Below are 26,277 nucleotides of genomic sequence, written 5' to 3' on the forward strand. Positions count from 1 at the left end.
TCTCCGGGTAAGGGAGGGGTGTAGCGGATATTCGCAATAAACGCAACGGTCGGTAGGCGCACAGACGATTTTGAATGCCGCGTCCGCTTCTGCCGCGCGGGCGCTGATGGCGTTCAGCCGAGCGATAGCATTGGAACTGGACGGAGATTCGTCCGACCTTCTAAGACCAGAGGATAGTGGGACGCGAAAAGCGTTCTGTGGGGGACGGATTATGAAAGAAGCAGATTTCAGGACCTGGCTGGAAGAACGCCGGTGGAATGGCGAACCGCTCTCACCGAAGGCGATTTACGGACGGATCCGGCGGATCGCTCGCCTGGAACGATCGCTTATCGACTTGGGGTATTCGACCAACGATCTCGATACGGTGTTTGCCGAAGGCAAATTGGAAACGCTTCGCAATGACATCAAAGCGCTGACCGAAGTCGGCACCGATGCTGTTCGCCCACCCGCTTCGCTGGTCCCACAAGCCAGTGATCCGACCGGCCAGTTGCGCAACATCTATGCCGTGCTGCGCCAGTATGAGCAGTTCGCGCTAGGCTTGGCACCCAATGGCGATGCGGAGACCGCGCCGGACGATCCGGAAGAAGCCTACTGGCTGGTCACCGCGCGGAACGGCGACATCGATGGTTTTGCTGATTTCATTGCAAGCCACCGTTGGTCGCTGCAGAACGAAGGGCGCTATAGCGCGGCGGTTCGCGCGATGCAGCCCGGAGACCGCATCGCGATGCGGGACTATTTCCACCAAACCCACGATCTTCCGTTCGAGTCCAAAGGCGAGCGCATCTCGGCAATGCGCATCCGTGCCACCGGCGTCGTGACGGCCAACCCTCAGGACGGTCTGAACGTAGCGGTCGACTGGACCCCGCTGGATGAACCCCGGACCTGGTATTTCTACACCTCCAACGACAGCGTCTGGCGGCTCGATGCCGGCAAGGAACTGGCCGATCGGTTGATCCGCTTCGCCTTCGACGGCGAAGCACAGGATTATGCCTGGTGGTTGGCCCGTCAGCCTTGAAACGACCGGGTCGGCGATGGCTCACACGCCGATCGGATCCGTCAGCATGTGCTGGCGGACTATATCGAACCGGCGCGTGTTGCTGGTGAGACAGAGGTCTCCGTTGCGGTTCGGATGGTGAACGATACGCTGGGTTTGACCGATGCGTGGCCCAACATCTGCCAGGCGCTGGCAGGCCCCAAGATGCAGCAATTGACTGGCCTTGCGGCACCGCGTCGGATCGGGAAGCCGCTGAGTTCGGCGACAACCTTTGTCTTTACGGTGCGGTCCGACGTTACCGCCCGGCAGATCCAATCGACGCCGACCAACCTCATTTTGTATGGCCCTCCGGGTACCGGCAAGACCTTTGCCACGGCGCGCGAGGCGGTCGCCTTATGCGACGGTGTGGTTCCTGCCAGCGAAGAGGCCATGCGGCATCGCTATGCCGAACTGGTCACGGCGGGACAGGTGCGCTTCGTCACTTTCCATCAATCCTATGCGTACGAGGATTTCGTGGAAGGGCTGCGGCCCAGCACTGGCGAAACGGAAGGCGAGGGGGCGTCGGGTGCCGGGTTCCAGCTGAAGCCCGAGCCGGGCGTGTTCCGCGAGCTTGCCAGAATTGCGGAGCAGGCGATGCAGACCGCCGAGGCTGGGGAGCCATTCGACCTCACCGGACGAGACGTCTTCAAAATGTCGTTGGGCCGCGCCGGGTCGGAGGATCACATCTTCCAGGCAGCGATCGACGGGAATTACGTCGTCCTTGGCTGGGGCGGCGAGATCGATTGGACGCCGTATGACAGCTATGAGGCGGTCCACGCCCGCTGGAACCAGGATCACCCGGGAACCAACGGGAATGACGCCAACATCGTCCAGATGGCGCGCTTTCGCGTCAACATGAAGGAAGGCGATGTCGTCGTCATCTCCTACGGCAATTCGCGGTATCGCGCGATTGGCGAAATCACCGGTCCCTATGAGTATGTCCCGGGCGACGAGAAGGACTATTATCACCGCCGCAGAGTTCGCTGGCTGTACATCCCGAAGGAACCGCTTTCCGTCGACTTTTACGATCGCCCGTTCACGATGCGATCCTGCTACCGGCTGGTCGAGCAATATCTCAATCGGGAAGCCCTGGCGCTCAATCTGCCGGGGTCCGGAAGCGCGGAGACCACACGGCCCAAGCAATTCGTGATGATCTGCGACGAGATTAACCGCGCCAACATCTCCAAGGTATTCGGCGAATTGATCACCTTGATCGAACCCGACAAGCGCATCGGTGCCGACTACGAACTTCGGGTCACGCTCCCTTATTCGAAGCATTCATTCGGCGTGCCCAGCAACCTCCACATCATCGGCACGATGAACACCGCCGACCGCTCGATCGCGCTGCTCGACACCGCGCTTCGCCGGAGGTTCGACTTCCGCGAAATGATGCCGGACACGTCGATCCTGCCCGATGTCCCCGAGGTCGACCTCAAGGCGCTGCTCACCCGCCTCAACGAACGGATCGAATATCTCTTCGATCGCGAGCATCAGATCGGCCACGCGTTCTTCATGGGCTGCAAAACGCGCCCCGATGTCGACCGGGTGATGCGGCGCAAGGTGCTGCCGTTGCTCGCCGAATATTTCCACGAGGATTGGGGCAAGATCGCCGCCGCGCTCGGCGACGCCAAGGGCGAACGCTTCCTCCAGCGCACCGTGTTGGCCGCGCCCGCGGGGCTGGAGAGCGAATATGGCGGCGAACGGTATCGGTGGAGCGTGCGCAAACCCGATGCCGGTTCGGACGATTTCGCACCTGACGCCTATGCCGGGCTCGCATGATCCATCGCACCGTCAGCGAATGGCAATATCTCCCGATCGAGCCGGACGGGGAGGGCGCCTTCACCCGCGTGCACGCCGACCGGCTGATCGCGGTCGCGCGCGAGGCGACGCTGGGCGGGGAGGATGGCGCGGGGATCCTGACCGACCATCACCGCCGGCTGCGCGCGCAACAGGCCGTCGGCGTGATCGCCGCGCCGGGTGTGACGTGCGAGATCCTCCCCAAGATCGAGGGGCTCGGCACCGGTGACGACGAGACGAGCCAGACGCAGATCCGCGCGCGGTTGATCCACATGCTCGCGGTCGCGCATGATCTCGATCTCGCGACGGGACCGCTCACGACGCTCGGTGTCCAGCGGCACAGTCTGCTCGAGCTGCTGATCACGCGGTTCTGCGAGATGCTCACTGATGCGCTCCGCCACGGAATGCCACGCCGCTATGTCGGGCATGCCGAGGACTTGCCGACGTTGCGTGGGCGGCTCGACGTCCAGCGCCAGTTCACCACGCTTGCCGCAAGCCCGCAGCGGCTCGCCTGCCGGTTCGACGCATTGTCGAGCGATATCGCGCTCAACCGCCTGATGAAGGCGGTGGTGACCCGGCTCGCGCAGGTGTCGGGCTCGGTCGCTAACCAGCGGCGGTTGCGCGAGCTGGCCTATATCTATGCCGATGTCGCAGCGGTTCCGGCGACCGCGCTGCGCTGGGACGAGATCGTGCTCGATCGCACCAATGCGCGCTGGGGCGCTTTGCGCGATCTCGCGCGGTTGTTGTTGCGAGGCGATTATCAGACGACCGCGCACGGTCGGGCCCCAGGCTTTGCGCTGCTGTTCGCGATGAACGACCTGTTCGAGGCCTATGTCGCGCGGATGCTCGCGCGGGCGTTGAAGGGGAGCGACCTCCACGTCGTCGCGCAGGACCGCCGGCTGTTCTGCCTGAGCGAGCCCGACGGCGCGCGACGGTTCCAGGTCCGCCCGGATATCCTCGTCCGCCGCGGGACCGAGACGTTGCTGGTGATCGACACCAAGTGGAAACGGATCGCGGCGCGGATCGATGATCCCAAACAGGGCGTGTCGCAGGCCGATGTCTATCAGATGATGGCTTATGGCCGGCTGTATGCCTGTCCGCAGCTGATGCTGCTGTACCCGCATCATGGCGGGCTGCACGTGGCGGGGGAGACCGGGCGTTACCGCGTGACCGGGTGCGCGGACGCGCTGACGACTGCGACGATCGACATTGCGCCAGGGGAGGGGATTGCGGCGCGGTTGCTGGCGTTGTGTGCGGCGGTAGCACCGGGACGTGCTACGCCCGGATCTGTCGCGCAGGCGCTTCAGGCCTGATCTGTCACCCCTCGGTTCGCTGCGGGGAAACAGCGCCATGAACACCAGGATCGCAGCGATGCTGCCGCTCGCCACCACCACGCTATCGGTGTGCGCGACCACCGATTCGAAGACTTCGCGGGCCAAGGCCGGGCAAACCGTCCGCTATGACCAGAGACGTCCCACGGCCGACCAGAATATGACGCGCGACGGGGCCGGGCGGGCGGCCGAGCGAGACGGTGCGAACCGCTCTTGCCTATTAGGCGTCATTGACGTACAGACCGGTCATGCAGACCCGCCCGCTCACGGTTGTCGAGACCGGCCTGTTTTTGCGTCAGGCGGAGAAGATATGGAGCGAGGAGGAGCTTGCGCTCCTCGTCGATCACGTGGCGCGCAACCCCGAGGGCGGCGATGTCATCCCCGGCACGGGCGGCGTGCGCAAGATGCGCTGGGGACGCGCCGGGAGCGGTAAGCGGGGCGGCGCACGGGTGATTTATTTCTATTACGACACCGACCACCCGCTCTATCTGTTGCTGGCCTATGCCAAGGCTGAGGCCAGCGACATGAGCGCGGACGACAAGAAGGCGGTGAGCGCGCTGGCCGCCATCATCAAGGACGGGGGCATCAAGGGCGGGAGCATCAAGGGCGCGGGACAGAAGGAGCAGAAGTGATGAGCACGTTCGGACAAGACCTGATCGCCAGCATGGAAGAGGCCGCTGCGCACGCGCGCGGTGAGCCGACCGAGGCGCGCACGCACACGGTCGAGGTGCCCGATGTCCGCGCCCTTCGCGAACAGCTCGGCCTGTCACAGCACGCTTTTGCCAGCGCGTATCGGATTCCCCTGGCGACCTTGAAGGGATGGGAACAGGGCCGTCGCCAGCCCGACGCGACCGCCAGCGCCTATCTCAGCGTCATCGCCCACTTGCCCGACGCGGCACGATCGGCCTTGCAGGCCGCCTGATCCGGGTCAGGCGTCTTCGTCGTCGGCTTCGCGGTCGACGATGGCGAACATCGCGCTCACGTTTTCCGTCACGTCGACATCGCCTTCCTCGCCGGGATAGCGATAGGCACCGACACCCGTTGGGCTGATCGGCCGCGCGGGATACCTGGCGGTACGAATGCCTTTTAGCGCCGTTATGCTGACCTAAGTGTCGATCGCAGTCGGAGCCCGATCCGCATGGCCGAGCATCGCTTGGCCGAACTGGATATCGGCTCCGTTCCCCAGCATCAGCGTTGCCATCGTGCGCCCGAACATATGGAATGATGCGCGCTTGCCGACGCCTCAGTCGGCCACCGCATTGAGTACGCTCCCGGCCAGACGCGCGATCTCAAGTGGTTGGCCAATGGTGGCTGGGAACAAAGTGCCGTCGTCGGCGCCGCCAGCAGGGGCAGAGTGCACGTCCCCGAGGTGGTTGTCGTTCGAGGCGGGCGCCGATCAAGATCACCCGGTCGGGCTCCTCTTGGAGGAGGATGCCTTGGTCACCACCCCGTTATCGCTGCGCTTCGCAGCAGTTTGATGTGACTTTGGACGGCCGCCTGCGGCAACAGGTTGCTAATCGGCGCAGCACGCCGTTACCGGTGATCGCAACGACACTCACAACTCTGGCACCGGTCTACCTTGTCTAGTTAATCAAGCGATATGATCTAGGAAATGTTGGCACCGGCCGATGCAGGGGAGCGATAATTACCGCGCGCGCCAGTAACTCCCCTGTATTTACGGAAAGCCGCGCAGATCGCGGCATTCTCTCACTAGAGCGCCCGCCTCCTAAACGACTGTCAGCGTTGCTTGCCAACATCTCAGCTTGACGCGTCTAATTGCCGCTTGGTTAGAATCGATGGGATTTCGGCCTATCGACCAACGGGGGGGTTAATTGCTGCGTCGGTCCGACAGCGTATCTGGCGTGTCGCGTATCGTGCTCGCCCGCGCCCTAATCTGAGGCGCGACCCAGCGGATTTCGGTGTCGCTTCCTCCACCCAAGATCGCCGCCGCGCGCGACACCGCTTCGGCGCCGATTTCGGCAATTCCCACGCGCATCGTGGTGAGCGCCGGGGTGACGAAGCGGGCGAGCGGGATATCGTCGAAGCCGGCTACCGCGATGTCGCCGGGAATGCTTAGCCCGGCGCGTTGAAATGCGACAAGCGCGCCGATCGCCATCATGTCGTTCGCCGCGAACAGCGCGTCAGCCCGCCCGGGCTCGGCGAGCAGTTCCTGCGCCGCGGCTGTCCCCGTTTCCTCTTCGAAATCGCCAATCAGGACGCGGCACTCAAGGCTGTGGCGTGCCATTGCGGCGCGATAACCGCAGATCCGCTCTTCGGCGTCGCGATTGCCGGGCGGCCCGGACAGGTGGACGATGCGCCGCCGCCCGGACGCGACCAGATGCTCTACCATCGCATCGGCGGCGGCGACATTGTCTATCCGGAACTGGGGATGATCGGCTGCAACGTTGGGGCAACTGATCAGGACCGTCGGCAAGCTCGCCGGAAGATACGCTAGCAAGCGCTCCGGGTCGGTATCAGGCGCCATGATGATCAGTGCGTCGACGCGTCCGCGCATGAAGCGCAGCATCTCGGTCCCGCGCTGATCGCCGTGCATGTTCGACAACAGCAGTTGTAATCCGCGCGCGGACGCCTCTGCGTCAATGCCGCGCAGCGCCTCCGAATAGAATTCGCCGTGAAGGTCAGGCAACATCACGCCGATCGCGTTGGTGCGAGCCAAGCTGAGACTGCGCGCGCCGGTGTGTGGCACATAGCCGAGTGCGGTCGCGACCGACTGGACGTGCTCGCGCAAATTGGCGCGGACATTGCCATGGCCGTTCAATGCACGCGAGACGGTAGCGATCGACACGTTCGCCGCGCGAGCGACATCGCGGATAGTGGCATGCGCCATAGCGAAGGTTTTCCGGTCGTTGTTTTCAGGTGCGCTTCCACCACGAAAGCGCGACCTCGGCAAGGGCCTTGCTGTAACCGGTTACATTTGCAATAGGCTCGGCAAATTCGGGAGGATACATTGCATATGCTACAGATCTCGCGACGCAGCCTGATGCTCGGCAGTGCGGCGGCATTGGCGTGGCGGTCTAATCCGGCAAACGCGCTGCTGGCGACGCTCGGCACGGGCGCGCTGCCCGCGGCGGTCGAGGTGCTGGTCGGGCAGATGACGCTCGAGGAAAAGGCTGGGCAACTGACGCTAATGGCAGCTGCGTGGGCGGGGGGTGCTGCGAGCAAGCTCAATCCGATCGCCCCTTCAGGGGGCTACGACAGCCAGCTTGCCGACGCCGCGGCGGGCCGGCTAACTGGCGTATTCAACGGCAATGGCGCGAAGATGGCACTCGCGATGCAGCAGGCGGCGCTGCGCAGCCGGCTGAAAATCCCGCTGATCTTCGCCGCCGACGTCATCCACGGCTTCCGCACAGTGTTTCCGGTGCCGCTCGGCGAAGCGTCAAGCTTCGATCCCGCGCTGGCCGAGCGCACCGCACGCGTCGCGGCGGTCGAGGCGTCGGCATCTGGGATCGATTGGACCTTCGCGCCGATGGTCGACATCGCGCGTGACGCGCGGTGGGGTCGCGGCGTTGAGGGCGCGGGTGAGGACGTTCTGCTAGGCTGCGATTTCGCGCGCGCGCGGGTCCGCGGTTTCCAGGGCAGCTCGCTGAGCGCGAACGATGCGGTAATGGCGTGCGCTAAGCATTTTGCGGCTTATGGCGCGGGCGAGGGCGGGCTCGACTATAATTCGGTCGATATTTCAGAGCGCAGTCTGCGCGACGTCTATTTCCCGCCGTTCGAGGCCGCGCTCGACAGCGGTGCGTTATCGGTGATGGCGGCGTTTAATGAGGTCGACGGGATCCCCGCGACCGCCAACCACTGGCTAATGACTGAGGTGCTGCGCGACCAATGGGGCTTCGGCGGGCTGACCGTGTCCGATTATACTGGGGACGAGGAACTGATCGCGCACGGTTTCGCCGCCGACGAACGCGACGCGGCGCGGCTGGCTTTCCTGGCGGGCGTCGACATGAGCATGCAGAGCGCACTCTACATCAAATATCTCCCCGACCTTGTCCGCTCGGGCGCGGTGCCGATGACGCGGCTCGACCAAGCGGTGCGACGCGTGTTGCGGGTGAAGGTCGCGCTCGGCCTGTTCGCTGATCCATTCCGCCGGATCGACGCGAAGCGCGAGGCGACCCGGATCGGCACGCCCGCCAACCGCGCGGTGGCGCGCGAAGCGGCGCGGCGCTCGATTGTCTTGCTCAAGAACGAGGGTGGGCTGCTGCCGCTCGCGCAAAACCGCAAAATCGCGTTGATCGGCCCGTTTGCGGCAGGTCAGCATGATCTGATCGGGCCGTGGAACGTCTATGGATCGGATGCCGATGCAATCGACCTAGCAACGGGTGTACGCGCACAAGCCGGGCCGCGCGCGCAGATCAGCGTGGCCGCGGGATCGCGCGTCAATGCTCCGCTCGACGGCGGCATCGCGGCGGCAGTCGCGGCGGCGCAGGAGGCGGACGTCGTCCTGCTCGCGATCGGCGAGAGCCAGGATATGTCGGGCGAGGCGCAGGCGCGGACCGAGATCGTCGTTTCCGCGGCGCAGCGCACGCTGGTAGAAGCCGTGGCTGCAACGGGCAAGCCGATCGTGGTGCTGCTCAAGAACGGGCGCGCGCTGGCGCTCGAAGGCGCGGTGCTCGCGGCGCCTGCGATCCTGGTCACGTGGTTCCTTGGATCGGAAGGCGGCCCGGCAATCGCAGACATCCTGTTTGGGCGGCATAGTCCATCGGGGCGGCTGCCGGTCAGCTTCCCGCGCGCGAGCGGGCAGGCGCCCTATTACTATGCGCACAAAGCGACCGGCCGGCCCAATCCCGACGGCCCGCTCCAACCGTTCAAGGCGCACTACCGCGATATTGCCAACTCCGCTCTCTTTCCGTTCGGGCATGGCCTGACCTATGGGCAGGTCGACTATGCCGGGCTCCAGATGAGCGGCAGCGGTACGCTGGACGCGGAGGGCACTCTGACGGTGTCGGCGATGGTCAGCAATGGCGGTACAGTCGCGGTCGACGAAGTGGTCCAGCTCTACGTCCGTGACGTGGCGGCAAGCATCACGCGGCCAGTACGCCAGTTGAAGGCCTATCGCTGCGTGTCGCTCGCTCCCGGCGCGACGCAGAAGGTTAGTTTTACGCTGCGCCGGTCCGACCTGACGTTCATCGGGGCCGCGATGAAGCCGACTGTCGAGCCCGGCATCTTCCAGGTCTGGATCGCGCCGTCAGCGGAGGCGGAGGGCGTGTCGGGCCGCTTTACGTTGACGGGCTAACCGCAGCCCGCTCCGCCAGCGTCGCAACGATCCCGCCGTGCGTGTCGCGACGCAGCGGATTGGCGGCCATCGCCAGTGCCGACAGCGAGCAGCCAAGGATCGGCGCCGCGACCATGATCCACCGGATATCGGTGACGACATCGGGGGCCTGCGCTACACGCGGCGCATAGCCGATCGCAGAATAGGCAAAGCCGGTGATCGCGGTTGCAGAGCCGATCGAAACCTTTTGTAGCAAGGCGGCGACGCCGAACGACAGCGCTTCGACACGCACGCCGGTGTGCAACTCGCCATATTCCACGGTATCGGGCAGCATTGCCCAGAAGACGAAGCTGAACGCAGCGAGCGCGGCCTGCACCGTTACCAGGAACAGATCGGCGCGCCAGGCGGTACCAGTGTCGGTCACGGCGAACACACCACTACCCGTGACCGCCAGCGCGGCTGCGCCGAGCCATAGCGCGCGACTGCCGACCTGATGCCGCGCCAGCATCCAGAGCGGAACGAACACACTTCCCGCCAATCCCATCAAGGCGAGCGCGGTTGTGCCGGCAAGCTCGTCGCGCACGACATAAGTGAAATAATAGAGCACCGAGCGCGACAACATCGTCGATGCGACCGCGACGCACATCATGGCCCCGCACAGCGTGACGAACGCGCGGTTGGCCGCCAAAGCGCCGAGGCCGCGTAGCAAAGGGGGCGGCGGTGCAGTCGGCAACAAGTCGGTGCCCTGCGGCGACCGCCGCGCTACATGGATCAACAACGGTGTCGCAACCCCCGCGAACAGCGTCGCGGCGACCAGGAACCCCGTTGTACCGGTGGGCGTTCCTGAGACTGCGAGCGAAACCCGTTCGGTCGAAAGCGAGACAACGACTGCCGCGATCGTACCGAATAGCATCCGCAGCCCGGCGATCGCAGCGCGGTCACCACTATCTGCGCTGATCCGTGCGTTCCACGCGGCATAGGAAATATTCACCAGCGCGTAGAGCGAACGGAACGCGATCTGCGCGACGAGCAGGCTGGCGACCAGAGTGCTGCCATGAAATGGCGGAGCGAAGTAGATCAGAGGAAAAGCGAGCCCGAGCGGGATCGCGCCATATCCGACAACGCGTGCATAAGAAGGTCGTCCGCGCTCGGCCCAGATCCCGGTTAGAAGATCGGCGATCCCGTCCCACACCGAGCCAATTAAATAGATCATCCCCGCGACATGCGGCGCGAGGTGTAGGACGTCGGTGAAATAGAAAAACAGGAAGAGGCTCGAGCTCTGCCAATAAAGATTGCAGGCGAAATCTCCCGAGGCGAAACGCAGCCGCATCGGCCAGGAGAGCTGCGGTACGGGGAGTGTCGAGTCGGTCATCGCGGACGCGATAGCACGGTGCTGGCGGGCAGCTGGCATTTCACTTGACCGACCCTTGTAACCGGTTACATCCGGGGTGCCCGATCCATGAACGGCCGCGGGCGGGAGAGTTTGTGTGATCAATCGCCGTACCGTCACCGCCACCGCGCTTCTGGGGGGGGGAGGGTTGGCGATGGAGCTCGCGACGCCAGCGATGGCGCGCGGCTGGCAAAGCCATTCTTCGCGCGTATCGAAGCTGCCCGTGCTGTTCGACGATCTCGAGCAACGAACCTTTCGCTGGTTTTGGGACACCGGTAATCCGGCTAACGGCCTGGTGCCTGATGCCTGGCCCAATCCTGAATTCTGCAGCATCGCCGCGGTCGGCTTCGCGCTGACCGCCTATCCGATCGGGGTCGAGCGCGGCTGGATCACTCGCGCCGCCGCGCGCGAGCGCACGCTCGCGACGCTGCGCTTCTTCGAGCGGGCGCCGCAGGGGGGGGGCGCGTCTGGCGTTGCGGGGTATAAAGGCTTCTTCTACCACTTCCTCCATATGGATAGCGGGCTTCGTTTCGGCGATGTCGAATTGTCGACGGTCGACAGCACGATGCTCTTCCTCGGCATGTTGTTCGCCGCGGAATATTACGTCCAGGACCATCCCGACGAGCGCGAGATCAAGCGGCTCGCCAATGCGCTATACGAGCGCGCAAACTGGGACTGGTTCCGCCGCGGGCAGGCGGTGTTGTCGATGGGCTGGCATCCGGGCGTCGGGTTCATCCCGCGCAACTGGGACGGGTATAACGAGGGTATGATGGTCAATCTGCTCGCGCTCGGATCATCGACGCATGCTGTTGGACCCGATGCATGGTCGGCGTGGTGTGCGCCCTATGACAAGTGCTGGCGCGGCAGCGGGGCTACGCGGCGGCTCGCCTTTGCGCCAATGTTCGGACACCAATACAGCCACATGTGGATCGATTTTCGCGGCATCCGCGACGCCGCGATGCGTGACGCCGGAATGGACTATTTCGAGAACAGCCGCCGCGCAACCTGGGCGCAGCGCAATTATGGGATCCGCAACCCGATGGGCTGGACGGGCTATTCGCAGGACATCTGGGGCCTGACTGCGTCCGCCGGGCCGGCCGACGTACAGTATGACGTCGATGGGCGGATCATCATCTTCCGCTCCTATTCGGCGCGCGGACCGGTCGACGAGCCCGATGGCTTTGACGACGGTACGATCGCGCCGACCGCGGCGATCGGCTCGCTCGCTTTCGCACCCGAGATCGCGGTGCCCGCAACGCTCGCGCTGCACGCGCAACACGGCGACCGAATCTATGGTCGCTACGGCTTTTACGACGCATTCAACCCGACCTTCCGCAAGCCGGCAAAGCCGTTCCAGCGCGGGTCGGTCGATCCGGTGCGCGGCTGGGTGTCGCAGAATTATCTCGGGATCGACCAGGGTCCGATACTTGGCGCGATCGCCAATACGCGAGACGGGCTGATCTGGCGCCTGATGCGACGCTCGGTGCCGATCCGGCGTGGGCTCGAGCGCGCCGGTTTCACTGGCGGTTGGCTCGCGGCGTAGCAGCCGCGACCCCGGAGCTTCCCCCGGGGCGCTGGTGATCAGAAGGTGTACTTAGCGCCGATCTTGAAGTTGCGCCCCTGGCTCGCGACCGAACCCGTGTCGGGATTGCGCGTCGCTGCTGCACCGCCGATCGTCTGCAGCCCGCCGCCGAAGGTGGAATAGTTACGATTAACGAAGTCGAACGCGTTGAGCGCCTGGAAATAAACCGTCAGCGCATGGCCGTGCGCGTAGGGCATCTTGAAGGTCTTGGCGATGTTGAAGTCGATGTTCTTGTAGCCGATGCCGCCCGGCTGATAGATGCCGAAATTGGTCGTGTAGCAGCCGCCGCCGCCCGGAACCGTGGTCGGAATGCCGCACAGCGCGCCGCCGTAGGACGGTCCCGACGAGATCGTCGCGAACCCCGTCGCGCGGATGTTCAGCGGCAATTTGACGGTGCCGGTCGCGACGAAGCGCCAGCGCTCAAGCCCGCTCGAATCCCCATACCCCTGCGCGCCGATCGTCGGCGCGTCGAAGTTGAACGGATCACCGATCGAAGCGCCGTTGCGGGTGTCGTTCGAGCGCGAGCTGGAGATCGTTAACGTCGTGCTGAAGCCCCAGCCTGAGGCCTCGGTATAGGGCTTGTCAGCCTGAAGATAGACCGCGGCGTAATGTGCCTTACCGTCGCTGTTGCCTATGAAGATCGCGCCATAGCCGGGGAGCGGCGCGGTGTTGATCGCCGCAGTGCTATAGAAAATCCCCGCCGCATAGGGCACGCCGTTGTACGTATATACCGGGCTGCCGCCGGAGCTGTACGATCCGTCCGGATTGCGGTTCCCGATGACTTCCTGATAGATATTGTGCGACTTGATATAGGCAAAAGTGATCGACGTGTTGACCACGCCCAAGCGCTTTTTCACGGCAAAATTGACCTGATCCGAATAGGGCATCCGCGTCCGGTTGTTGAGCAGGTGCACTTCACCGCCCTGCATTGCCGCGAGCGTGCGCAACTGGTCGATATTGGTCGGGATCGTGGCAACGCAGCGCGCGGTTCCCAAGGTGCAATTGGGGGGCGTGTTGATCGTGACGACCGATTCATACTGGTCTTTGATGGTTTCGATCGCCGAATCGATGAACAGCGACCGGTTGTAATAGCGTCCACCGCCGAGCACGAAGACGAGATCGCGATCGCCGTTCACGTCGTAGGAAATCCCGAAGCGCGGCTGGAACGCGCCAAGAAATGGTTTCCGGTTGTTGCCGGTCGAGATATAGTCATTGGCGTTGATGCCGGCGGCCTGCCAGCCAGGATAAGCGCGAAGCGCCGTGGCAATTGCCGCGGGCGTTACAAAGTTGTTGTTCACCGCGTTGGATTCGTAGTCCCAACGCAAGCCGCCGCTGATCAACCAATGGTCGTTCGGCCGCCAATCGTCCTGAACGAAGCCGCCGATCTCGGTGTTGTTCGCGGTGACAGGCTTGACGACGGCAGTGTTGATCGTCGCCGCATACGGCGCCGCGGTATTGGCGTTGCCGAGGCCGGAGAAGCTGTTGGCGTCGTAGAAGAAGGTGCCTGAGCCGTTATTGTCTTCAAGCCGCTGCAGCTTGGTGAAATTGAGCTTGATGCCCGCTTTGATGGTGTGCGCGCCGCCGAAGAAGGTGACATTGTCCTTGAACAGTGTTTGATACTGGTGGTCGTCTTGGGTGAAGTTGGTGCCGCCGAGGATCAGCACTCTGGTATCGCCGATATTGGGCGCCCGTGCCGGACCGCCCGTCGTCGCGCCGCTGTTAAAGGTTATGACGCTCGACGGGCCGGTGACATTCGGAATCGCGCCATTGGCGGCAGCGTCACGTGAAAAAATGAACTCGTTGAGCCAGCCTTGGCCGCGATGGTTCCACGTCAGCTGATACCGGTGCTCCTCATTGCGGTTATTCGTCGACGCGTCGAGCGTCGTTGGGCCACCGTTAATTTGCAGATTGGACTCGTTGCGGATGAAAGCACTGACATTAACCGTGTCGCGCGCGGTCGCGTAGAAGGTCAGCTTGCCGAAATAGAGCTTCTCGTCGAAAGTGGCGGGGTAGCTGCCGTTATACTGCGAACGGGCAGCGACCGCATAGGTCTGCCCCTGTGCAGACAGGCCCGGCAGTACGCCATTATACACATTGATGTCGTTCGCCCCGAAGGTCTTGCTCGTGCCTTCGAAGTCGGCGAAGAAGGTCAGCCTGTCCTTGATGATCGGACCGCCGAGATTTGCGCCATAATATTTGGTGTCGAAATCGGGCTTCGGCGCATACGGCGCGGTGGCGTTGTTGAGCTTTCCCGGGCGATCGTCGTAGTTCCGGCTGATGAACGCCTTGGGCTGCCATTCGCCAAAGATTTCGCCGTGAAAGCTGTTGCCGCCGGTCTTGGTGACCGACGAGATCACTGCCGAACCGGCCTGCTCGAACTCAGCCTTGAAGTTCTGCGTCTGGACGTCGAACTGATCGACCGCTGACGCCGGAAACGGATTGCCCGAAGACAGATTCTGTCCAACCGTCCCGCCGTGGTTCACCAGGTTCTTGATGCTGATGCCGTCAATGAACGTGTTGGTGTTGTCCGAATTGATGCCTCCCGCCTGAACTTGACGCGCCTTGCCACCGAGCGTGGGCGGGGAGACCGTTACGCCGGGAGCGAGCGCTGCGAAATTAAGGAAGTTGCGGTCGCCGTTGGGGAGGTTCTCGAGCTGGAAGCGCGAGATGTTGGCGCCAACAGTCGCGGTCCGCACGTCTCGCGCACGCGATCCAGTAACGACGATATCGTTGCCGCCGCTGGCCGTCGCTATAGCTGCTGTCGGCGCAACGAGATCTGCGGTGACTGCCTGGCCAAGCGGCACGACGACTTCGGCCGAGCGGCTGCCCGACGACACGCGGTAGGTGCTCGGCGGCAGGCCGACGAGGATATAGTCGCCCTTCGCATCGGACTTGACCGTTTCAACATGGCCCGTGCTGAGATCGGTGAGCGTCACCGTAGCCCCTGCGGCCGCGCCCTCGACATGCCCGCGCACGGTCGAGGTCGTCTGCGCCATCGCGGGTGCTGTCAGAGCCACCTCGCCCCCGGTCAGGATAGTGGTGGCCAGCGCTACCCGAAGGCTCGCTTTGATCAGCGTCTTCATCTCGTCTCCCCTAGTTCGAGGCTGATGCCAGCCTCGTTATGTTCTCGTTCGTCGGCGAACCGGCTACGCGCGCCGGGATCGTCCGCAGCAGCCTGAGACGGGATGCCGGGTGCGTCTGCAGGCCATAGCCGGTGCGGTCTACCCATCGCTCCATGTCCCAGCTGTCTGCTGGACGGACCCCGAACCAGCCTCTGACGGGCCGGGTAACCGGTTCCAAGCCTTGCCCAGTAACCGGTTTCATGCGCATTCGCCAAGCGGAAAATGTGGAACGTCCGAACCCGACATGGCGATTCGCGGCGGCAGAAGAGAGGAAGACGAGTGACCGGCTTTGTTTCCCGCCGCAGGCTGCTCAAGGGCGCGTCTGTATCTGTGATCTCGATCATGCTGACGCCCGCGATCGCGCGCATTGGTCGCTTGCAAGATGCTCGGATCGAGCGGTTGATCGCTACGATGACCCTCGAGGAAAAAGCCGGCCAGCTCAGCATCTTTAGCGATCCGTCGCGAGTCGACGGGCCGCCGGTCAATCCCGGCCTCGTCGCGCAGAGCATGGAAACGGTCCTGCGCGAGATCGCGGCGGGGCGGATGACCGGATTGTACAACGGCATTGGTGTTGCCGCTGGGCGCGAGCTGCAGCGCGTTGCGATCGAACAGGGACCGCACAAGATTCCGCTGATCTTTGCGGGCGACGTGATCCACGGAATGAAGACCACCTTCCCCGTGCCGCTCGGCGAAGCTGCCAGCTTCGATCCCGAACTCGCCCGGCGGACCGCGCGTGCCGCGGCGGTGGAAGCGAGCGCGAAAGGTATCCACTGGATCTTTGCGCCGATGGTCGATGTTGCACGCGATCAGCGCTGGGGGCGGGTCGTAGAGGGGGCGGGCGAAGACAGTTGGCTCGGCGCGCAGTTCGCCGCGGCGCGCGTGCGCGGGTTTCAGAGCGACGATTTGACGGCTGAGGATGCGGTGCTCGCCTGCCCGAAGCATTTTGCCGGATACGGTGCGGTGATGGGGGGAATGGACTATAATACCGCCGATATTCCGGAGACAACGCTGCGCGAAACGCATCTGCCGCCGTTCAAGGCGGCGTTCGGCGCGGGTGCGCTTTCGACCATGGCAAGCTTCAACGACGTCGCCGGGGTGCCCTCGACCGGTAACCGCTACCTGCTCACTGACATCCTCCGCGGCGAATGGGGGTATAAGGGGCTTGTCGTGTCCGACTATACAGCGGACGAAGAGATGATCCTGCACGGTTTTGCCGCCGATGGCGCTGACGCTGCGGCCAAGGCGATAAACGCGGGGTGCGATATCTCGATGCAGAGCGGTCTGTACAACGCCCATCTCCCCGCGCTGGTGCGGTCGGGGAGGGTCGCGCTGGCGACGGTCGATACTGCAGTTCGCCGCGTGCTTCGCGTCAAGCAGGCGCTCGGCCTGTTCGACAATCCCTATCGCTCGCTCGACCTTGCGCGAGAGCAGCGCGACGTGCGCCTGCCGCGAGCGATCGCGCTCGCGCGCGAGGCGGCGGGCAAGTCGATCGTACTGCTCAAGAATGACGGCGGCCTTCTGCCATTGGCGAGGTCGACCAATATCGCGCTGGTCGGCCCTTGCGTGTCTGACAAGGGCGATATGCCCGGGCCGTGGGCGAGCTTTCCAGATTTTACGACCTGCGTTACGCCAGAGGAGGGGTTTCGCGCCGCACTAGCGGCGGGCGCGACCCTTCGCGTTGCACGCGGCGCAGATTACGAGGCGCCGCTGGCGGGTGGGATCGAGCAGGCGGTTTGCGCTGCGCGCGCGTCGGACGTAGTCGTGCTGGTGATTGGCGAAAGCGCGCGGATGTCGGGCGAGGCGCAGGCGCGCGTCGAAGTGACGATCCCCGAGGCGCAAATGGCACTAGCCGAAGCCGTCGCTGCGACCGGCAAACCGGTCATCGTGTTGCTGCGTCACGGGCGTGCGCTCGCGCTGAGCGGAGCGGTTCGCGCGGCGTCGGCCATTCTGGCCACCTGGTTCCTTGGTTCCGAGACGGGCCATGCACTGGCCGATATCGTGTTCGGCGCCGTCGCGCCGCAGGGACGCCTGCCAGTTAGCTTCCCACAGAAATCAGGACAGGAGCCGTTCTATTACAACCATCGCAGCACAGGTCGCCCACAACTCGGCGCGGACCCAGCATGGAAAGCGCGCTACAGGGAAGTGACAAACGAGGCACTTTATCCGTTCGGTTACGGGCTGGGATACTCAACCGCCAGCTACTCGCGCACCACCGTTAACCGGACGACTCTTGCAAGCAATAGCTCTATCATTGTCTCGGCGATGGTCACCAATACCGGGAGCCGAGAGATGCACGAGGTCGCGCAACTGTACATTCACGACAAGGTTGCAAGCCTTACCCAGCCAATCCGCGCACTCAAGGGCATACGCCATCTCGACCTCGATCCTGGTCAAACTGTCCAAGTCGCTTTCACGCTTAGACGTTCGGATCTGACCTTCGTCCATCCCGACGGCCGCCGTTTCGCCGAGCCGGGGACATTCGATGTGTGGGTCGCCCCCTCCGCGGTCGCAGGCATCCCCGCCTCAATCGTACTGGTATGAACGGTTGCGCGACTCATTTCGGTCGATTTCGTTGTGGAAAAGCAGGCCGCCGTGGAGCCGACGTAGCCGCGAAACTGTCGGTCGGCAGCCGACCAAGATGCGGACGTGGCGCCGCCAAGGTCTTTACTACTGACAGCGCAGAAGAGAACCACACTTGTCTTCTGCGTCATTCATTAAGTCTTCTCGCGACTGGTGGGCGCTGCTCGACAAACTTGATGACGGCACGCTCGAAAGTATCGGGCTGGTCCAGCATGACGAAATGGAAGCTGTCGTCGATGCGTTTGAAGCGGACCTGCGGCGTCGAAGCATAGGCGTTCTGGAACGTGGTATCGATGCTGGCCGGTGGAACACCGTACAGCTTGTCATAGGCATAGATGACCTCGACCGGCGCTGTGATCCGCTTGAGTTCGGAACGAAGATCGGTGGTCATCAGCTCGTAGGTGGCATCGGCCACGGTCTTGCGGTCCGAACGAACACCTGCGGCGATCACGGCGGGGCGCGCCACTTCGGTCTTCACGAGGCGATCGATCGCGGCGCTCTGCATAGCATTGGCCCGATCGGTCGGCGCAGCCATCATTGCATCCCGGAATGCGACAGCCCGAGGCGTCACAGCTGCGACGGTCGCTGTGGGACTGAACAGCAAACTGTAGAAAGGCAGGGCGTCGACGATCAGCAGTCGGCCGATTTCCCCTGGATGACGCGCCCCCAGCATCAACGCGATCTCGCCACCCAGCGAATGGCCGATGATGACCGGTGCCTTGATACGTTCGCGTCGTATGTAGGCAGCAATCGCTTCGGCCGAGGGAGCCGCCACGCGGTTCCCCGGATCGGCAACTGCCGGTGTTCCGGCAAATCCTGCGATCTGAACCAGATGAAGCCGGTGCGTCTGCTTCAACTTGTCCGCTAGACCGGACCAGACCTCGCGTGAGGACGCCAGTCCAGGGATCAGGATAACATCCGGCCCCTTGCCCTCGACCACGACCGATATAAGCTCCTGGGCGGCAGAGGTGATTGGTCGCGCGACGGATTGCGCGAGCAATGCCGATCGCGAAGACAAGGCGATCACGATCGCCGCGAGCGTAGTTCGCGTGCGCATGTTTCTTCTCCCTGTTGTGACGGTTACGGTTGGAAAACGTCCTCGATTTTGAGGCCGAACACAGCCGCGATGGTGAAGGCGAGCGGCAGACTGGGGTCGTACCGGCCGTTCTCGATCGCATTTACCGTCTGTCGCGAGACCGAAAGCGCCTCGGCGAGATTGCCCTGGCTCCACTCACGTGTGAGGCGGAGTTCCTTGATGCGGTTGTTCACCGGTAGCGGCGCTGAGCAACGACCACGCCCAATCCCCACAACGTCCCCATGATCGGCCACACGGCGAATGCTCGCAGGTGTGGCAATCCAGCCCCTTCCGCAAAACCCCATCCGAACGTGATGAGGGCGGTGCCGAGGAAGGAGATCGCGATGGCGTCGAACTGGATGCGGCGCTGCATCTCGTCCATCCGCCACAGCCCGCGCAGGATCGCCAACGCAGCGGCGATCATTCCGGTCATCGGAACGAGGTTGATAGCCAGCTTCAGGTCACCGACCGGCTGTATCGCGCGCTCGACCGTCTTGGCCCCGACCAGAAGGATGGCGTACAGAACGAACGCCCCGCCGAGCTCGAGAACATACTGTTTTGGCCGAAACATAGGGAACGCCTCCTGTAAAGCACCTTTTACATACTGAAATTATTCTGTCAAACACCCTTTCCATGCCACAAAGCCTCCGCGTCATCGAAAAGGGCACAATCTGTTAGCGTATATCTGTGCCCGCCTTATGTAGCGGCCCCGACCTGCTGCTCTGGGGACTGTCGCAAAACACGTGACAGGCGACGCAGAACACCGCAAATTCTGGCGAATTGCGGCGTGGGCGGTGGCGCACGTGCTCTGTGTTCGCACTATTGTGCGAGATACCCGGCCGGTGGAATAGTGCGCAACAACCTCGCAGGGGAGGTTTTCCGTCAGAGAAGCAGCGGCTGCAATTTTGGCGCGAGATCCAAGCCCCGTGGAGTTGCTACCATGTAGGCTGGCTCGTTCCCGAGCAGATCTTGGAAGCCCCGCGAACAGCCGGTTCATCCGAAAACCTGACATTTCTGATCGGTTGCCCGAACGGCTGCTTCGTCCCAAAATACGCCATTTCAGCGCCGCTGCAGGGCGATCGCGAACCGATGAATGAGTGTCCGAAGTTGGAAGCGCAAGAAGGGGCGCTGAGCGTCCATGATTGGGTCTTTTGATCTACTACCGTTTGCGTCACGGCAGACGCGTGTGACGCCAAGCTTCTAATGCACTCGTACGACCACCGATCCGGCGTAGGTCCCCCTACCAGACGTGCACTCTCGCTTGCGGGGGCAAATAGAGGGCCTGGCCCGGCTTGACGTCGAATGCCGCATACCAGGGGTCGAAATTGCGGACGATCCCGTTCACGCGATATTCCTCGGGCGCGTGCGGGTTCGACAGAAGCTGCGCGCGCAGCGCGCCTTCGCGCGCCTTGCCTTGCCAGGAATGCGCATAAGCGAGGAAGAAGCGTTGGTCGCCGGTGAAGCCGTCAAGCACCGGCGGCTCGCCGTGCCGCGCTACATAGCGGCGATAGGCCGCATAGGCCGCCTCCAGGCCACCCAGATCCCCCAGATTCTCGCCGAGTGTCAGCTGACCCTTGATATGGACGCCGACGATCGGCTCATAGGCGTCGAACTGCTTGGCCAGCATCTGCGCATGCACGGTGTAGCGCTCGGCCGAGGCCTTGGTCCACCAGTCGCGGAGGCGACCGTGCGCATCGAACTGACGTCCCTCGTCGTCGAAACCGTGGCCCATTTCGTGGCCGATGGTAGCGCCCGTCTCGCCGTAATTGACAGCCGGGTCCGCCGCCGCATCGAAGAAGGGCGGCTGCAACTGGGCGGCCGGGAAGGTCACCTGGTTCATCGTCGGCGAGTAATACGCATTCACTTCCTGCGGGTTCATGTCCCACAGACTGCGATCCACCGGTTTGGGGAAGCGCGACAGCTGGAGCTTCCACTGGAAGTCTTCGGCGCCGATCTCATTGCCCAGAGCGTCACTGCGGCTGACGCGCATCGGGGCATAATCGACATATTTGATTGGGTGGCCGATCCGCGGGTCGAACGCCGCGAGCTTAACCAGCGCCTCCTTGCGGGTGGGCGCGTCCATCCAGGCGGCGTGGTCGATCTTGTCGGCATAGGCCGCGCGCATGTCGTCGATCATCTCGTTGACCTGGCGCTCGGTCTCGGCCGTCCAGTGATGCTGGATGTACAATTGCCCGACGGCTTCACCCAGGTCGGCGTCGAGCAGGCGTATGCCCCGCTTCCATCGCTCGGACTGGACCGGCACGTCGTTCAACGTCTTGCTGTAGAAGGCGAAGCGCACATCGTCGAACGCCTTGGGCAGGAACTGCGCATGGTCGCTGACGAAGCGGAAGGCGAGATATGCCTTCCATGTCGCCAGCGGCACATCGGCGAGGCGCTGCGTCGCGGCGGCCACCGCGCTGGGCTCGCGCACGATCACCTTGCCGACGGTCCCGAGTCCCTTTTGCGCGAGCACGGACGACCAGCCGATCTGCGGCGACAGCTGCGCGAGTTGCGCCAGCGTCATCGGATTGTACACCGCCTGCGGGTCGCGGCGCCGCTCGGGCGTCCACTGATCGGTCGCGAGGCGTGTCTCGAGCGCGATGATGCGATCGGCGGTGACGCCGGGGTCGCTCTGCCCGGACAGCTGCCCGATACGCGCGATATAATCGTGGTACGCGGCCCGTATCGCGACGTATTTGGGGGCGGTCAGCAGGTAATAGTCGCGGCTTGGCAGGCCCAGGCGGGCCTGGCCGATCTCGACGGCGTAGTGCGTCGGATCCTTGTCGTCCTGGTTGATGTCGATCCGCACGGGCGCCGCTTAGCCCGGCTGCACCATGAGCGCGGCGAGCCCCTTCCGATCGCCGATCGCTGCGATCCGCCGCAGATAGGGCGCTGCGGGCGCGAAGCCAGCCCGCTCGATCCCCACTTCGTCCATCCACGCAGCGTAGTAATCGACGATCTGCCGTACATAAAGCGGCGCGCCCGGCTGGCGCGCTGCGCCCTCGACCATCGCGCGCACGTCGCGTTCGGTCTCGTCGGGCAGGTCGTAATTATAGCCGGCGCGCGACTTGTCCGGCGCGATCTGCGCCGTCTTCAACCAACCGCCGAGCGCATAACGAAAGAAGTCGTTACCGGGCCTGACGCCCTTGTCCATGAGCGCCTCGTCGACGCCCCAGGTCCCGTAATGCGAGGCACCGGCCGGCGGCGGCGGCAAGGAAGGCCTCGCGGAGAGCGCGGTGACAGCAGGAGCAACAGCGACGGTAAGCGAGAGGACGAACCCGGCTGCGCGGGCTGGCCGATGACGATCAGATTTGCTTTGCATGCCGCTATCGTCGGCGAAGAGGCTTTGCATGTCAAAGCCATAAGCGTGCGCTACTGCCGGTCGAGATCGTACGAGTCACCCGCAGTCGATGCCACACGACAAGCAAGGTAGCGCTGGCCGTGACTGTCATCGCCGCGGGCTGCGACGAGGTTGAAAGATGAACGAGCGGGCGCTTTCGGGAGGCGAGTTTCAGTGCGCAAGCGGCTGCCTATGGGTCAATCACGACTGAGATCGGGGAGGCTTAGCCTATCGCTCCGCGTTCGGCGCAGCGATATGGCGCGGATCGTCGTCAGGCACATCGTTACCCATGCCGCCGCCTCCGAGTCCGCCGCCGCCACCCATACCACCACCGCCGCCGACCCCGCCGCTTCTGCCAGCATCGTCCTTGTTGCTACCGCCTCTGCCGCCGCCGGACGACGCCGGACGCGTGGGTCCTTGCATCGCGATGGTCAGGTCGGCCGGGATCGGGTCGAGATCGAGTGAATCGCGCACGAACGCACGGAGCGACACGACCAGTTCGTGCGTGTGGACCGGGTGGCCCGCGACCAGCTCGCGAACCGCCCTATCCGCCAGCCGGACATGCTCCTCGGTACCGAGCAGGATGATATCGGACAGCGCGACCTCGACCGCGTCGCGGATGCGGCGCGTACGGTCCGACCGCGCCGCCCCTTCCGCACTGAGGTCCAACGCGGCCATCGGCTCCTCTGCGACGCCCTGCTCCCGTCGCCGCAGGTCGCGTCGGTGTGCCGGATCCACGGTCAGGTCCCCCGTGAACGATCCGCCGAGGACTTTGTAGGCGGCGATGAGTGTCCTGAGACGCTCGTTGATCTGCCGGTTAATGCGCTCACGGCGCTGCTGGAACGTCATTTGGGTGACCAGACGGATGCCAACTCCCAACAGCGTAACCAGCGTCAGCCCGAGGATGGTGGCGAGCAGGCTCTGCCAAGAGCTAAAATCAAGACTGCGCAAGTGCACTCCCCTAATTACAATCTCTGGAACGCCCGTCGATCCTGCAGGTGCCGCAGAGCGGCACGACGGCCAAGAGAGCTTTTGCAATCTCACTCTGTTAACGCAGCTGAACATATGTCCGAAATTAGGTAGCGGGGAAGCCGCACTGAATGTCGATTTCTGGGTTTTTGCAACAAAGCGTCGATGGTTCGTCTACGACGCGCCTGCTTCTTTCGTGTTAGCGAGCTGCAATACCAATTGTTTGACTGTTCTCTCGCTGTTGTTTACGTGTCCTCCCACTAGAGATCGCATCGCGGCTTTTAGAGCGAGCGAAGGTTAAAGTACGCCGCTCATTCCAAAACTGCGCACGCCAGTTCGACAGAAGCTCTAAAATCCTAAAGGCGGAATGTCGCAAAGATCGTGGCATAGTTCAAATCGCTGCCGTTACCGCTCTGTTTCAGGAACCGTCCCGCATCGACGTGGTTGTAATATGCGCCGACCGTAACGAACGGCGATAAGAGATATCGTGCGCCGAGCGTTGTTCTCACGCCGACCTGCCGGGATGTGCCTTCGGTCGCGCCACGAAGCAGAACGCCTGATCCAAGATAGATCCCATCGCCTGTGGTGGTCCGCAGCAAATCGTTGACAGTCGCATCCAGCGTCAGTTTCTTTGTAGGCGTCACCGTCAGCGACGGCCCGAAGATCGTCATGTTGGCGCGGTTGAGCTCACCGTTAAGCGTGAGCGGGCGTGCGAAAAGGCTGAAATAGGTGCTCATCTTGCCATCGGCTGCGTTGCGATCGCCCGAAGCGCGCTCGAAGCGGACACCGAGCTTGGGTTTCCAGGATCCGTCGAGCAGGTAGCTTGCATTCGCGCTGACGTAATTCGCGCTGACCTGCTGATCGCCCCAACGTCCGTCCTGCACCGTTCCTTCAATGTCGTAGTCGACCTTTCCGCCGTGTCCGTTCACACGCAACGAATAGGTATTGCGCCGTTCCGCTGCGCTGCCCGCGGCATAGACCGCGCCTTTGCGATCACTATGGATCCACAGGCCTTCGATCGTGCTTGCCATCGGTCCAAGCTGGGCTTTGCGGGCAAGCCGCGCACCATAGAAACTGAAATTCTCGTTCGTGCTGTTGTCGAACGCGGTCAGCGTCTCGTTCTGCGCATAACCGCCCAGCACTTCGCCGTTCCATGCGCCTTTTGCGATCATCAGGCGGGCGGCGTCCAGCGAACGGCGCACGTTCAGTCCATCACGCATGTCGAACAGACGGAAGGCGCCGATCCCGATCTCCTGCCGTCCGACCCGCAGCGCGATCGTGCCATCACCGCCAATCGGATTGCGCAGTTCGACAAATGCCTGGCCGATATCGACGTCCTTGCGATCCGATACTGTCTGCGGAACCGAATAATCCTGCTGCAGTCCGCTCTTGAGCTCGAAGAAGCCGCGCAAATGCTCGCCCACGTGAAGATCTGCCCAGCCGCGGAAGCGGAACTCCAGATCGCCGGGATCTTGTGCCCCGCGGCCGAACCGCTGGCCGTTGCGCGTCTCCAGCCTTGTCCGCGCCTCGCCGCCGAGGGTGAGATAGGTTGAATCGGCGATAGGAATATATTTGAGCTTCGCCCAGAGCGACGATCGGTCGCTATTGCGAAGGGCGCTATAATCCTCGTCATATGGCAGGTCGCGGTTCTGCGGATGGTTCTGCAAGTCGGTGTCGCCGGTCTTGACCGGTTCCGCCTTGGACTGGCCCGCGATATCGGTGGGCGCGGGCATCGCTTGGGGTACGGCAGACGCGTCGAGCGGGGCCGCTGCCAGCGTGGCGGCGGCTGCGATGATTTCGAACATGGAATTTCCTAACGGACACAGGGGCGCTTGCCGCGCGACAGGGGCGCGGCACGCAGGGATCGTCTGTGTCGCGTGTCAGGGAGCGTGGGCGACCATATCGACTCTCCTAGGATGGGATGACGACGCCTTCGACACGCACCGTATCGCGGATCGCTCGTTCGGGTTATGCGATGTGTGCGGCACCGCTCGGTTTCCCGAACGTCTTGCCAAGAAAGAGAGAAATCGCCTCGATCACCAGGTCGGGCGCCTGCAGCGGCGGGACGTGTGCGCATCCCGGCAGAATCTGCAACACGGCGTTCGGCACCAGCGACGCGAGCTCCCGCGCCATCGGCGGAGGCGTGGCTGCGTCCTGCTCCCCGACCATCATCAGCACCGGGAGATCGAGCGCGGGAAGCTGGGCCGACTGATCGAGCGCGGCGAGCGACAGACACGCAGCCTCGAACACCGCGACGTCGGTGCGCAGGAAGGCGGCGCGCCGGTCCGCCATCAGATCGGGATGCGCTGCCTGGAATTCCGGTGCGAACAGGCGAGCCATTGCGGTATCTGCAATCGCCGCGAGCCCCTTGGAGCGCCCGGCCGCGGCCATCCCGCGAAAAGCGTCGCGCCCCGGCTCCGAAAAGCGGGCACCGCTGCCCGCGAGGATCAAACTGGCAACAAGCGCCGGGTGCCGGATGGCAATCTGCAGCGCTACGAATGCGCCATATCCATTGCCGAACAGGATCGCGTCGCCATTTGGCGCCACCGAGTGGACGAACGACGCCATCCGGTCCGCAACCTCCTCGAGGCTGCCCGCGGTTGCGACGGAGCCGCCGAACCCCGGCAAGTCCGGGATGATCACCTTGAACTGTTCGGCCAGCTGCGGCGCGATCGTGTCGAAGCTCGCGCTGTCCGATAGCAGCGAATGGAACAGGAAGAGGGGCGGTCCTGCGCCAAGCGTCCGCGCCATTATGCCGTCATGGCTGAATTCAGTCCGGCTGGTTTCGCCATCGTTGATTTTGGTCGTCATGCTCGCAAAATCCT

At 63.5% G+C, this 26,277-nt stretch carries 19 protein-coding genes and 1 pseudogene; 9 read left to right on the forward strand and 11 right to left on the reverse strand.

Going from position 1 to position 26,277, the window contains the following annotated elements; all coding sequences use genetic code 11:
* Positions 1-211: 211 nt before the first annotated feature.
* The 5 genes from L8G49_RS09440 (at position 212) to L8G49_RS09460 (ending at position 5,083) form a co-directional block, all read left to right on the forward strand.
* The gene (locus tag L8G49_RS09440) at positions 212-1,015 is read left to right on the forward strand and encodes a hypothetical protein (protein WP_242184721.1); all 804 of its coding nucleotides are present in this window, start codon (positions 212-214) and stop codon (positions 1,013-1,015) included.
* Between the two features lie 114 nt (positions 1,016-1,129).
* Positions 1,130-2,812, forward strand: a complete 1,683-nt coding sequence (locus L8G49_RS09445; RefSeq protein WP_242184723.1) for an AAA family ATPase — start codon at positions 1,130-1,132, stop codon at positions 2,810-2,812.
* The gene (locus tag L8G49_RS09450) at positions 2,809-4,143 is read left to right on the forward strand and encodes an McrC family protein (protein WP_242184725.1); all 1,335 of its coding nucleotides are present in this window, start codon (positions 2,809-2,811) and stop codon (positions 4,141-4,143) included. The genes L8G49_RS09445 and L8G49_RS09450 overlap by 4 nt, the downstream gene beginning before the upstream one ends.
* Before the next feature lie 266 nt (positions 4,144-4,409).
* A complete protein-coding gene (locus tag L8G49_RS09455) occupies positions 4,410-4,793 on the forward strand; it encodes a type II toxin-antitoxin system RelE/ParE family toxin (protein WP_242184732.1) in 384 nt (127 codons plus the stop codon).
* Positions 4,793-5,083, forward strand: coding sequence for a helix-turn-helix domain-containing protein (locus L8G49_RS09460; RefSeq protein ID WP_242184755.1), 291 nt, complete (start codon positions 4,793-4,795; stop codon positions 5,081-5,083). The genes L8G49_RS09455 and L8G49_RS09460 overlap by 1 nt, the downstream gene beginning before the upstream one ends.
* Before the next feature lie 906 nt (positions 5,084-5,989).
* Here the strand turns inward: L8G49_RS09460 and L8G49_RS09465 are convergent.
* The gene (locus tag L8G49_RS09465) at positions 5,990-7,009 is read right to left on the reverse strand and encodes a LacI family DNA-binding transcriptional regulator (RefSeq protein ID WP_277923175.1); all 1,020 of its coding nucleotides are present in this window, start codon (positions 7,007-7,009) and stop codon (positions 5,990-5,992) included.
* A 126-nt stretch (positions 7,010-7,135) separates the two neighbouring features.
* Here L8G49_RS09465 and L8G49_RS09470 point away from each other — a divergent pair, with 126 nt between their 5' ends.
* Entirely contained in the window at positions 7,136-9,415 is a 2,280-nt protein-coding gene (locus L8G49_RS09470) for a glycoside hydrolase family 3 N-terminal domain-containing protein (protein ID WP_242184771.1), read from the forward strand.
* Here the strand turns inward: L8G49_RS09470 and L8G49_RS09475 are convergent.
* Positions 9,399-10,766 (reverse strand): MFS transporter, encoded by a 1,368-nt coding sequence (locus tag L8G49_RS09475; protein ID WP_242184780.1) that lies wholly within the window; start codon positions 10,764-10,766, stop codon positions 9,399-9,401. The genes L8G49_RS09470 and L8G49_RS09475 overlap by 17 nt on opposite strands.
* A 115-nt stretch (positions 10,767-10,881) precedes the next feature.
* Between L8G49_RS09475 and L8G49_RS09480 the strand changes: the two genes are divergently transcribed.
* Positions 10,882-12,327, forward strand: a complete 1,446-nt coding sequence (locus tag L8G49_RS09480) for a glucoamylase family protein (protein ID WP_242184782.1) — start codon at positions 10,882-10,884, stop codon at positions 12,325-12,327.
* 38 nt (positions 12,328-12,365) lie between these two features.
* On the opposite strand, the gene L8G49_RS09485 is transcribed toward L8G49_RS09480, so the two are convergent.
* Positions 12,366-15,449 (reverse strand): carboxypeptidase regulatory-like domain-containing protein, encoded by a 3,084-nt coding sequence (locus L8G49_RS09485; protein ID WP_242140747.1) that lies wholly within the window; start codon positions 15,447-15,449, stop codon positions 12,366-12,368.
* 318 nt (positions 15,450-15,767) lie between these two features.
* Between L8G49_RS09485 and L8G49_RS09490 the strand changes: the two genes are divergently transcribed.
* Positions 15,768-18,029 (forward strand): glycoside hydrolase family 3 N-terminal domain-containing protein, encoded by a 2,262-nt coding sequence (locus L8G49_RS09490; RefSeq protein WP_242184784.1) that lies wholly within the window; start codon positions 15,768-15,770, stop codon positions 18,027-18,029.
* 166 nt (positions 18,030-18,195) lie between these two features.
* Here L8G49_RS09490 and L8G49_RS09495 read toward each other — a convergent pair whose 3' ends face one another.
* Genes L8G49_RS09495 through L8G49_RS09505 form a run of 3 tightly spaced genes read right to left on the reverse strand, consistent with a single transcriptional unit; the run spans position 18,196 to position 19,714 of the window.
* Positions 18,196-19,125, reverse strand: coding sequence for an alpha/beta hydrolase (locus L8G49_RS09495; protein ID WP_242184786.1), 930 nt, complete (start codon positions 19,123-19,125; stop codon positions 18,196-18,198).
* Between the two features lie 23 nt (positions 19,126-19,148).
* Positions 19,149-19,337 (reverse strand): helix-turn-helix transcriptional regulator, encoded by a 189-nt coding sequence (locus L8G49_RS09500; RefSeq protein WP_242141187.1) that lies wholly within the window; start codon positions 19,335-19,337, stop codon positions 19,149-19,151.
* On the reverse strand, positions 19,334-19,714 hold the full coding sequence (locus tag L8G49_RS09505; RefSeq protein ID WP_242184795.1) for a hypothetical protein: 381 nt from the start codon (positions 19,712-19,714) through the stop codon (positions 19,334-19,336). Before L8G49_RS09505 ends, L8G49_RS09500 begins: the two co-directional genes overlap by 4 nt.
* 398 nt (positions 19,715-20,112) lie before the next feature.
* Between L8G49_RS09505 and L8G49_RS09510 the strand changes: the two genes are divergently transcribed.
* A complete protein-coding gene (locus tag L8G49_RS09510) occupies positions 20,113-20,298 on the forward strand; it encodes a hypothetical protein (RefSeq protein ID WP_242184797.1) in 186 nt (61 codons plus the stop codon).
* Between the two features lie 85 nt (positions 20,299-20,383).
* On the opposite strand, the gene L8G49_RS09515 is transcribed toward L8G49_RS09510, so the two are convergent.
* From L8G49_RS09515 to L8G49_RS09535, 5 genes and pseudogenes are all read right to left on the reverse strand, one after another.
* A complete protein-coding gene (locus L8G49_RS09515) occupies positions 20,384-21,133 on the reverse strand; it encodes a M13 family metallopeptidase (protein WP_347272054.1) in 750 nt (249 codons plus the stop codon).
* 36 nt (positions 21,134-21,169) lie between these two features.
* Positions 21,170-22,495 (reverse strand): annotated as a pseudogene (locus tag L8G49_RS09520) (M13 family metallopeptidase N-terminal domain-containing protein); the annotation flags it as partial.
* A gap of 216 nt (positions 22,496-22,711) precedes the next feature.
* Entirely contained in the window at positions 22,712-23,440 is a 729-nt protein-coding gene (locus L8G49_RS09525; protein ID WP_242184802.1) for a hypothetical protein, read from the reverse strand.
* A 368-nt stretch (positions 23,441-23,808) separates the two neighbouring features.
* Positions 23,809-25,257 carry an alginate export family protein gene (locus L8G49_RS09530; RefSeq protein ID WP_242184826.1) on the reverse strand — a complete coding sequence of 483 codons (1,449 nt, stop codon included), beginning with the start codon at positions 25,255-25,257 and terminating at the stop codon, positions 23,809-23,811.
* A gap of 163 nt (positions 25,258-25,420) precedes the next feature.
* Positions 25,421-26,263: an alpha/beta fold hydrolase gene (locus L8G49_RS09535; RefSeq protein WP_242184828.1), complete on the reverse strand. Its 843-nt coding sequence runs from the start codon at positions 26,261-26,263 to the stop codon at positions 25,421-25,423.
* Positions 26,264-26,277 lie beyond the last annotated feature (14 nt).

The sequence above is a fragment of the Sphingomonas sp. CARO-RG-8B-R24-01 genome (genome assembly GCF_022662295.1).
In the GTDB taxonomy this organism is placed as follows: Bacteria; Pseudomonadota; Alphaproteobacteria; order Sphingomonadales; family Sphingomonadaceae; genus Sphingomonas.

Excerpts from the sequence above, each read along its gene's own strand:
- L8G49_RS09440 (WP_242184721.1), top strand. The coding sequence starts at position 212 with ATGAAAGAAGCAGATTTCAGGACCTGGCTGGAAGAACGCCGGTGGAAT.
- L8G49_RS09445 (WP_242184723.1), top strand. The coding sequence starts at position 1,130 with ATGGTGAACGATACGCTGGGTTTGACCGATGCGTGGCCCAACATCTGC.
- L8G49_RS09450 (WP_242184725.1), top strand. The coding sequence starts at position 2,809 with ATGATCCATCGCACCGTCAGCGAATGGCAATATCTCCCGATCGAGCCG.
- L8G49_RS09455 (WP_242184732.1), top strand. The coding sequence starts at position 4,410 with ATGCAGACCCGCCCGCTCACGGTTGTCGAGACCGGCCTGTTTTTGCGT.
- L8G49_RS09460 (WP_242184755.1), top strand. The coding sequence starts at position 4,793 with ATGAGCACGTTCGGACAAGACCTGATCGCCAGCATGGAAGAGGCCGCT.
- L8G49_RS09465 (WP_277923175.1), bottom strand. The coding sequence starts at position 7,009 with ATGGCGCATGCCACTATCCGCGATGTCGCTCGCGCGGCGAACGTGTCG.
- L8G49_RS09470 (WP_242184771.1), top strand. The coding sequence starts at position 7,136 with ATGCTACAGATCTCGCGACGCAGCCTGATGCTCGGCAGTGCGGCGGCA.
- L8G49_RS09475 (WP_242184780.1), bottom strand. The coding sequence starts at position 10,766 with ATGACCGACTCGACACTCCCCGTACCGCAGCTCTCCTGGCCGATGCGG.
- L8G49_RS09485 (WP_242140747.1), bottom strand. The coding sequence starts at position 15,449 with ATGAAGACGCTGATCAAAGCGAGCCTTCGGGTAGCGCTGGCCACCACT.
- L8G49_RS09495 (WP_242184786.1), bottom strand. The coding sequence starts at position 19,125 with ATGCGCACGCGAACTACGCTCGCGGCGATCGTGATCGCCTTGTCTTCG.
- L8G49_RS09505 (WP_242184795.1), bottom strand. The coding sequence starts at position 19,714 with ATGTTTCGGCCAAAACAGTATGTTCTCGAGCTCGGCGGGGCGTTCGTT.
- L8G49_RS09515 (WP_347272054.1), bottom strand. The coding sequence starts at position 21,133 with ATGCGCGTCAGCCGCAGTGACGCTCTGGGCAATGAGATCGGCGCCGAA.
- L8G49_RS09530 (WP_242184826.1), bottom strand. The coding sequence starts at position 25,257 with ATGTTCGAAATCATCGCAGCCGCCGCCACGCTGGCAGCGGCCCCGCTC.
- L8G49_RS09535 (WP_242184828.1), bottom strand. The coding sequence starts at position 26,263 with ATGACGACCAAAATCAACGATGGCGAAACCAGCCGGACTGAATTCAGC.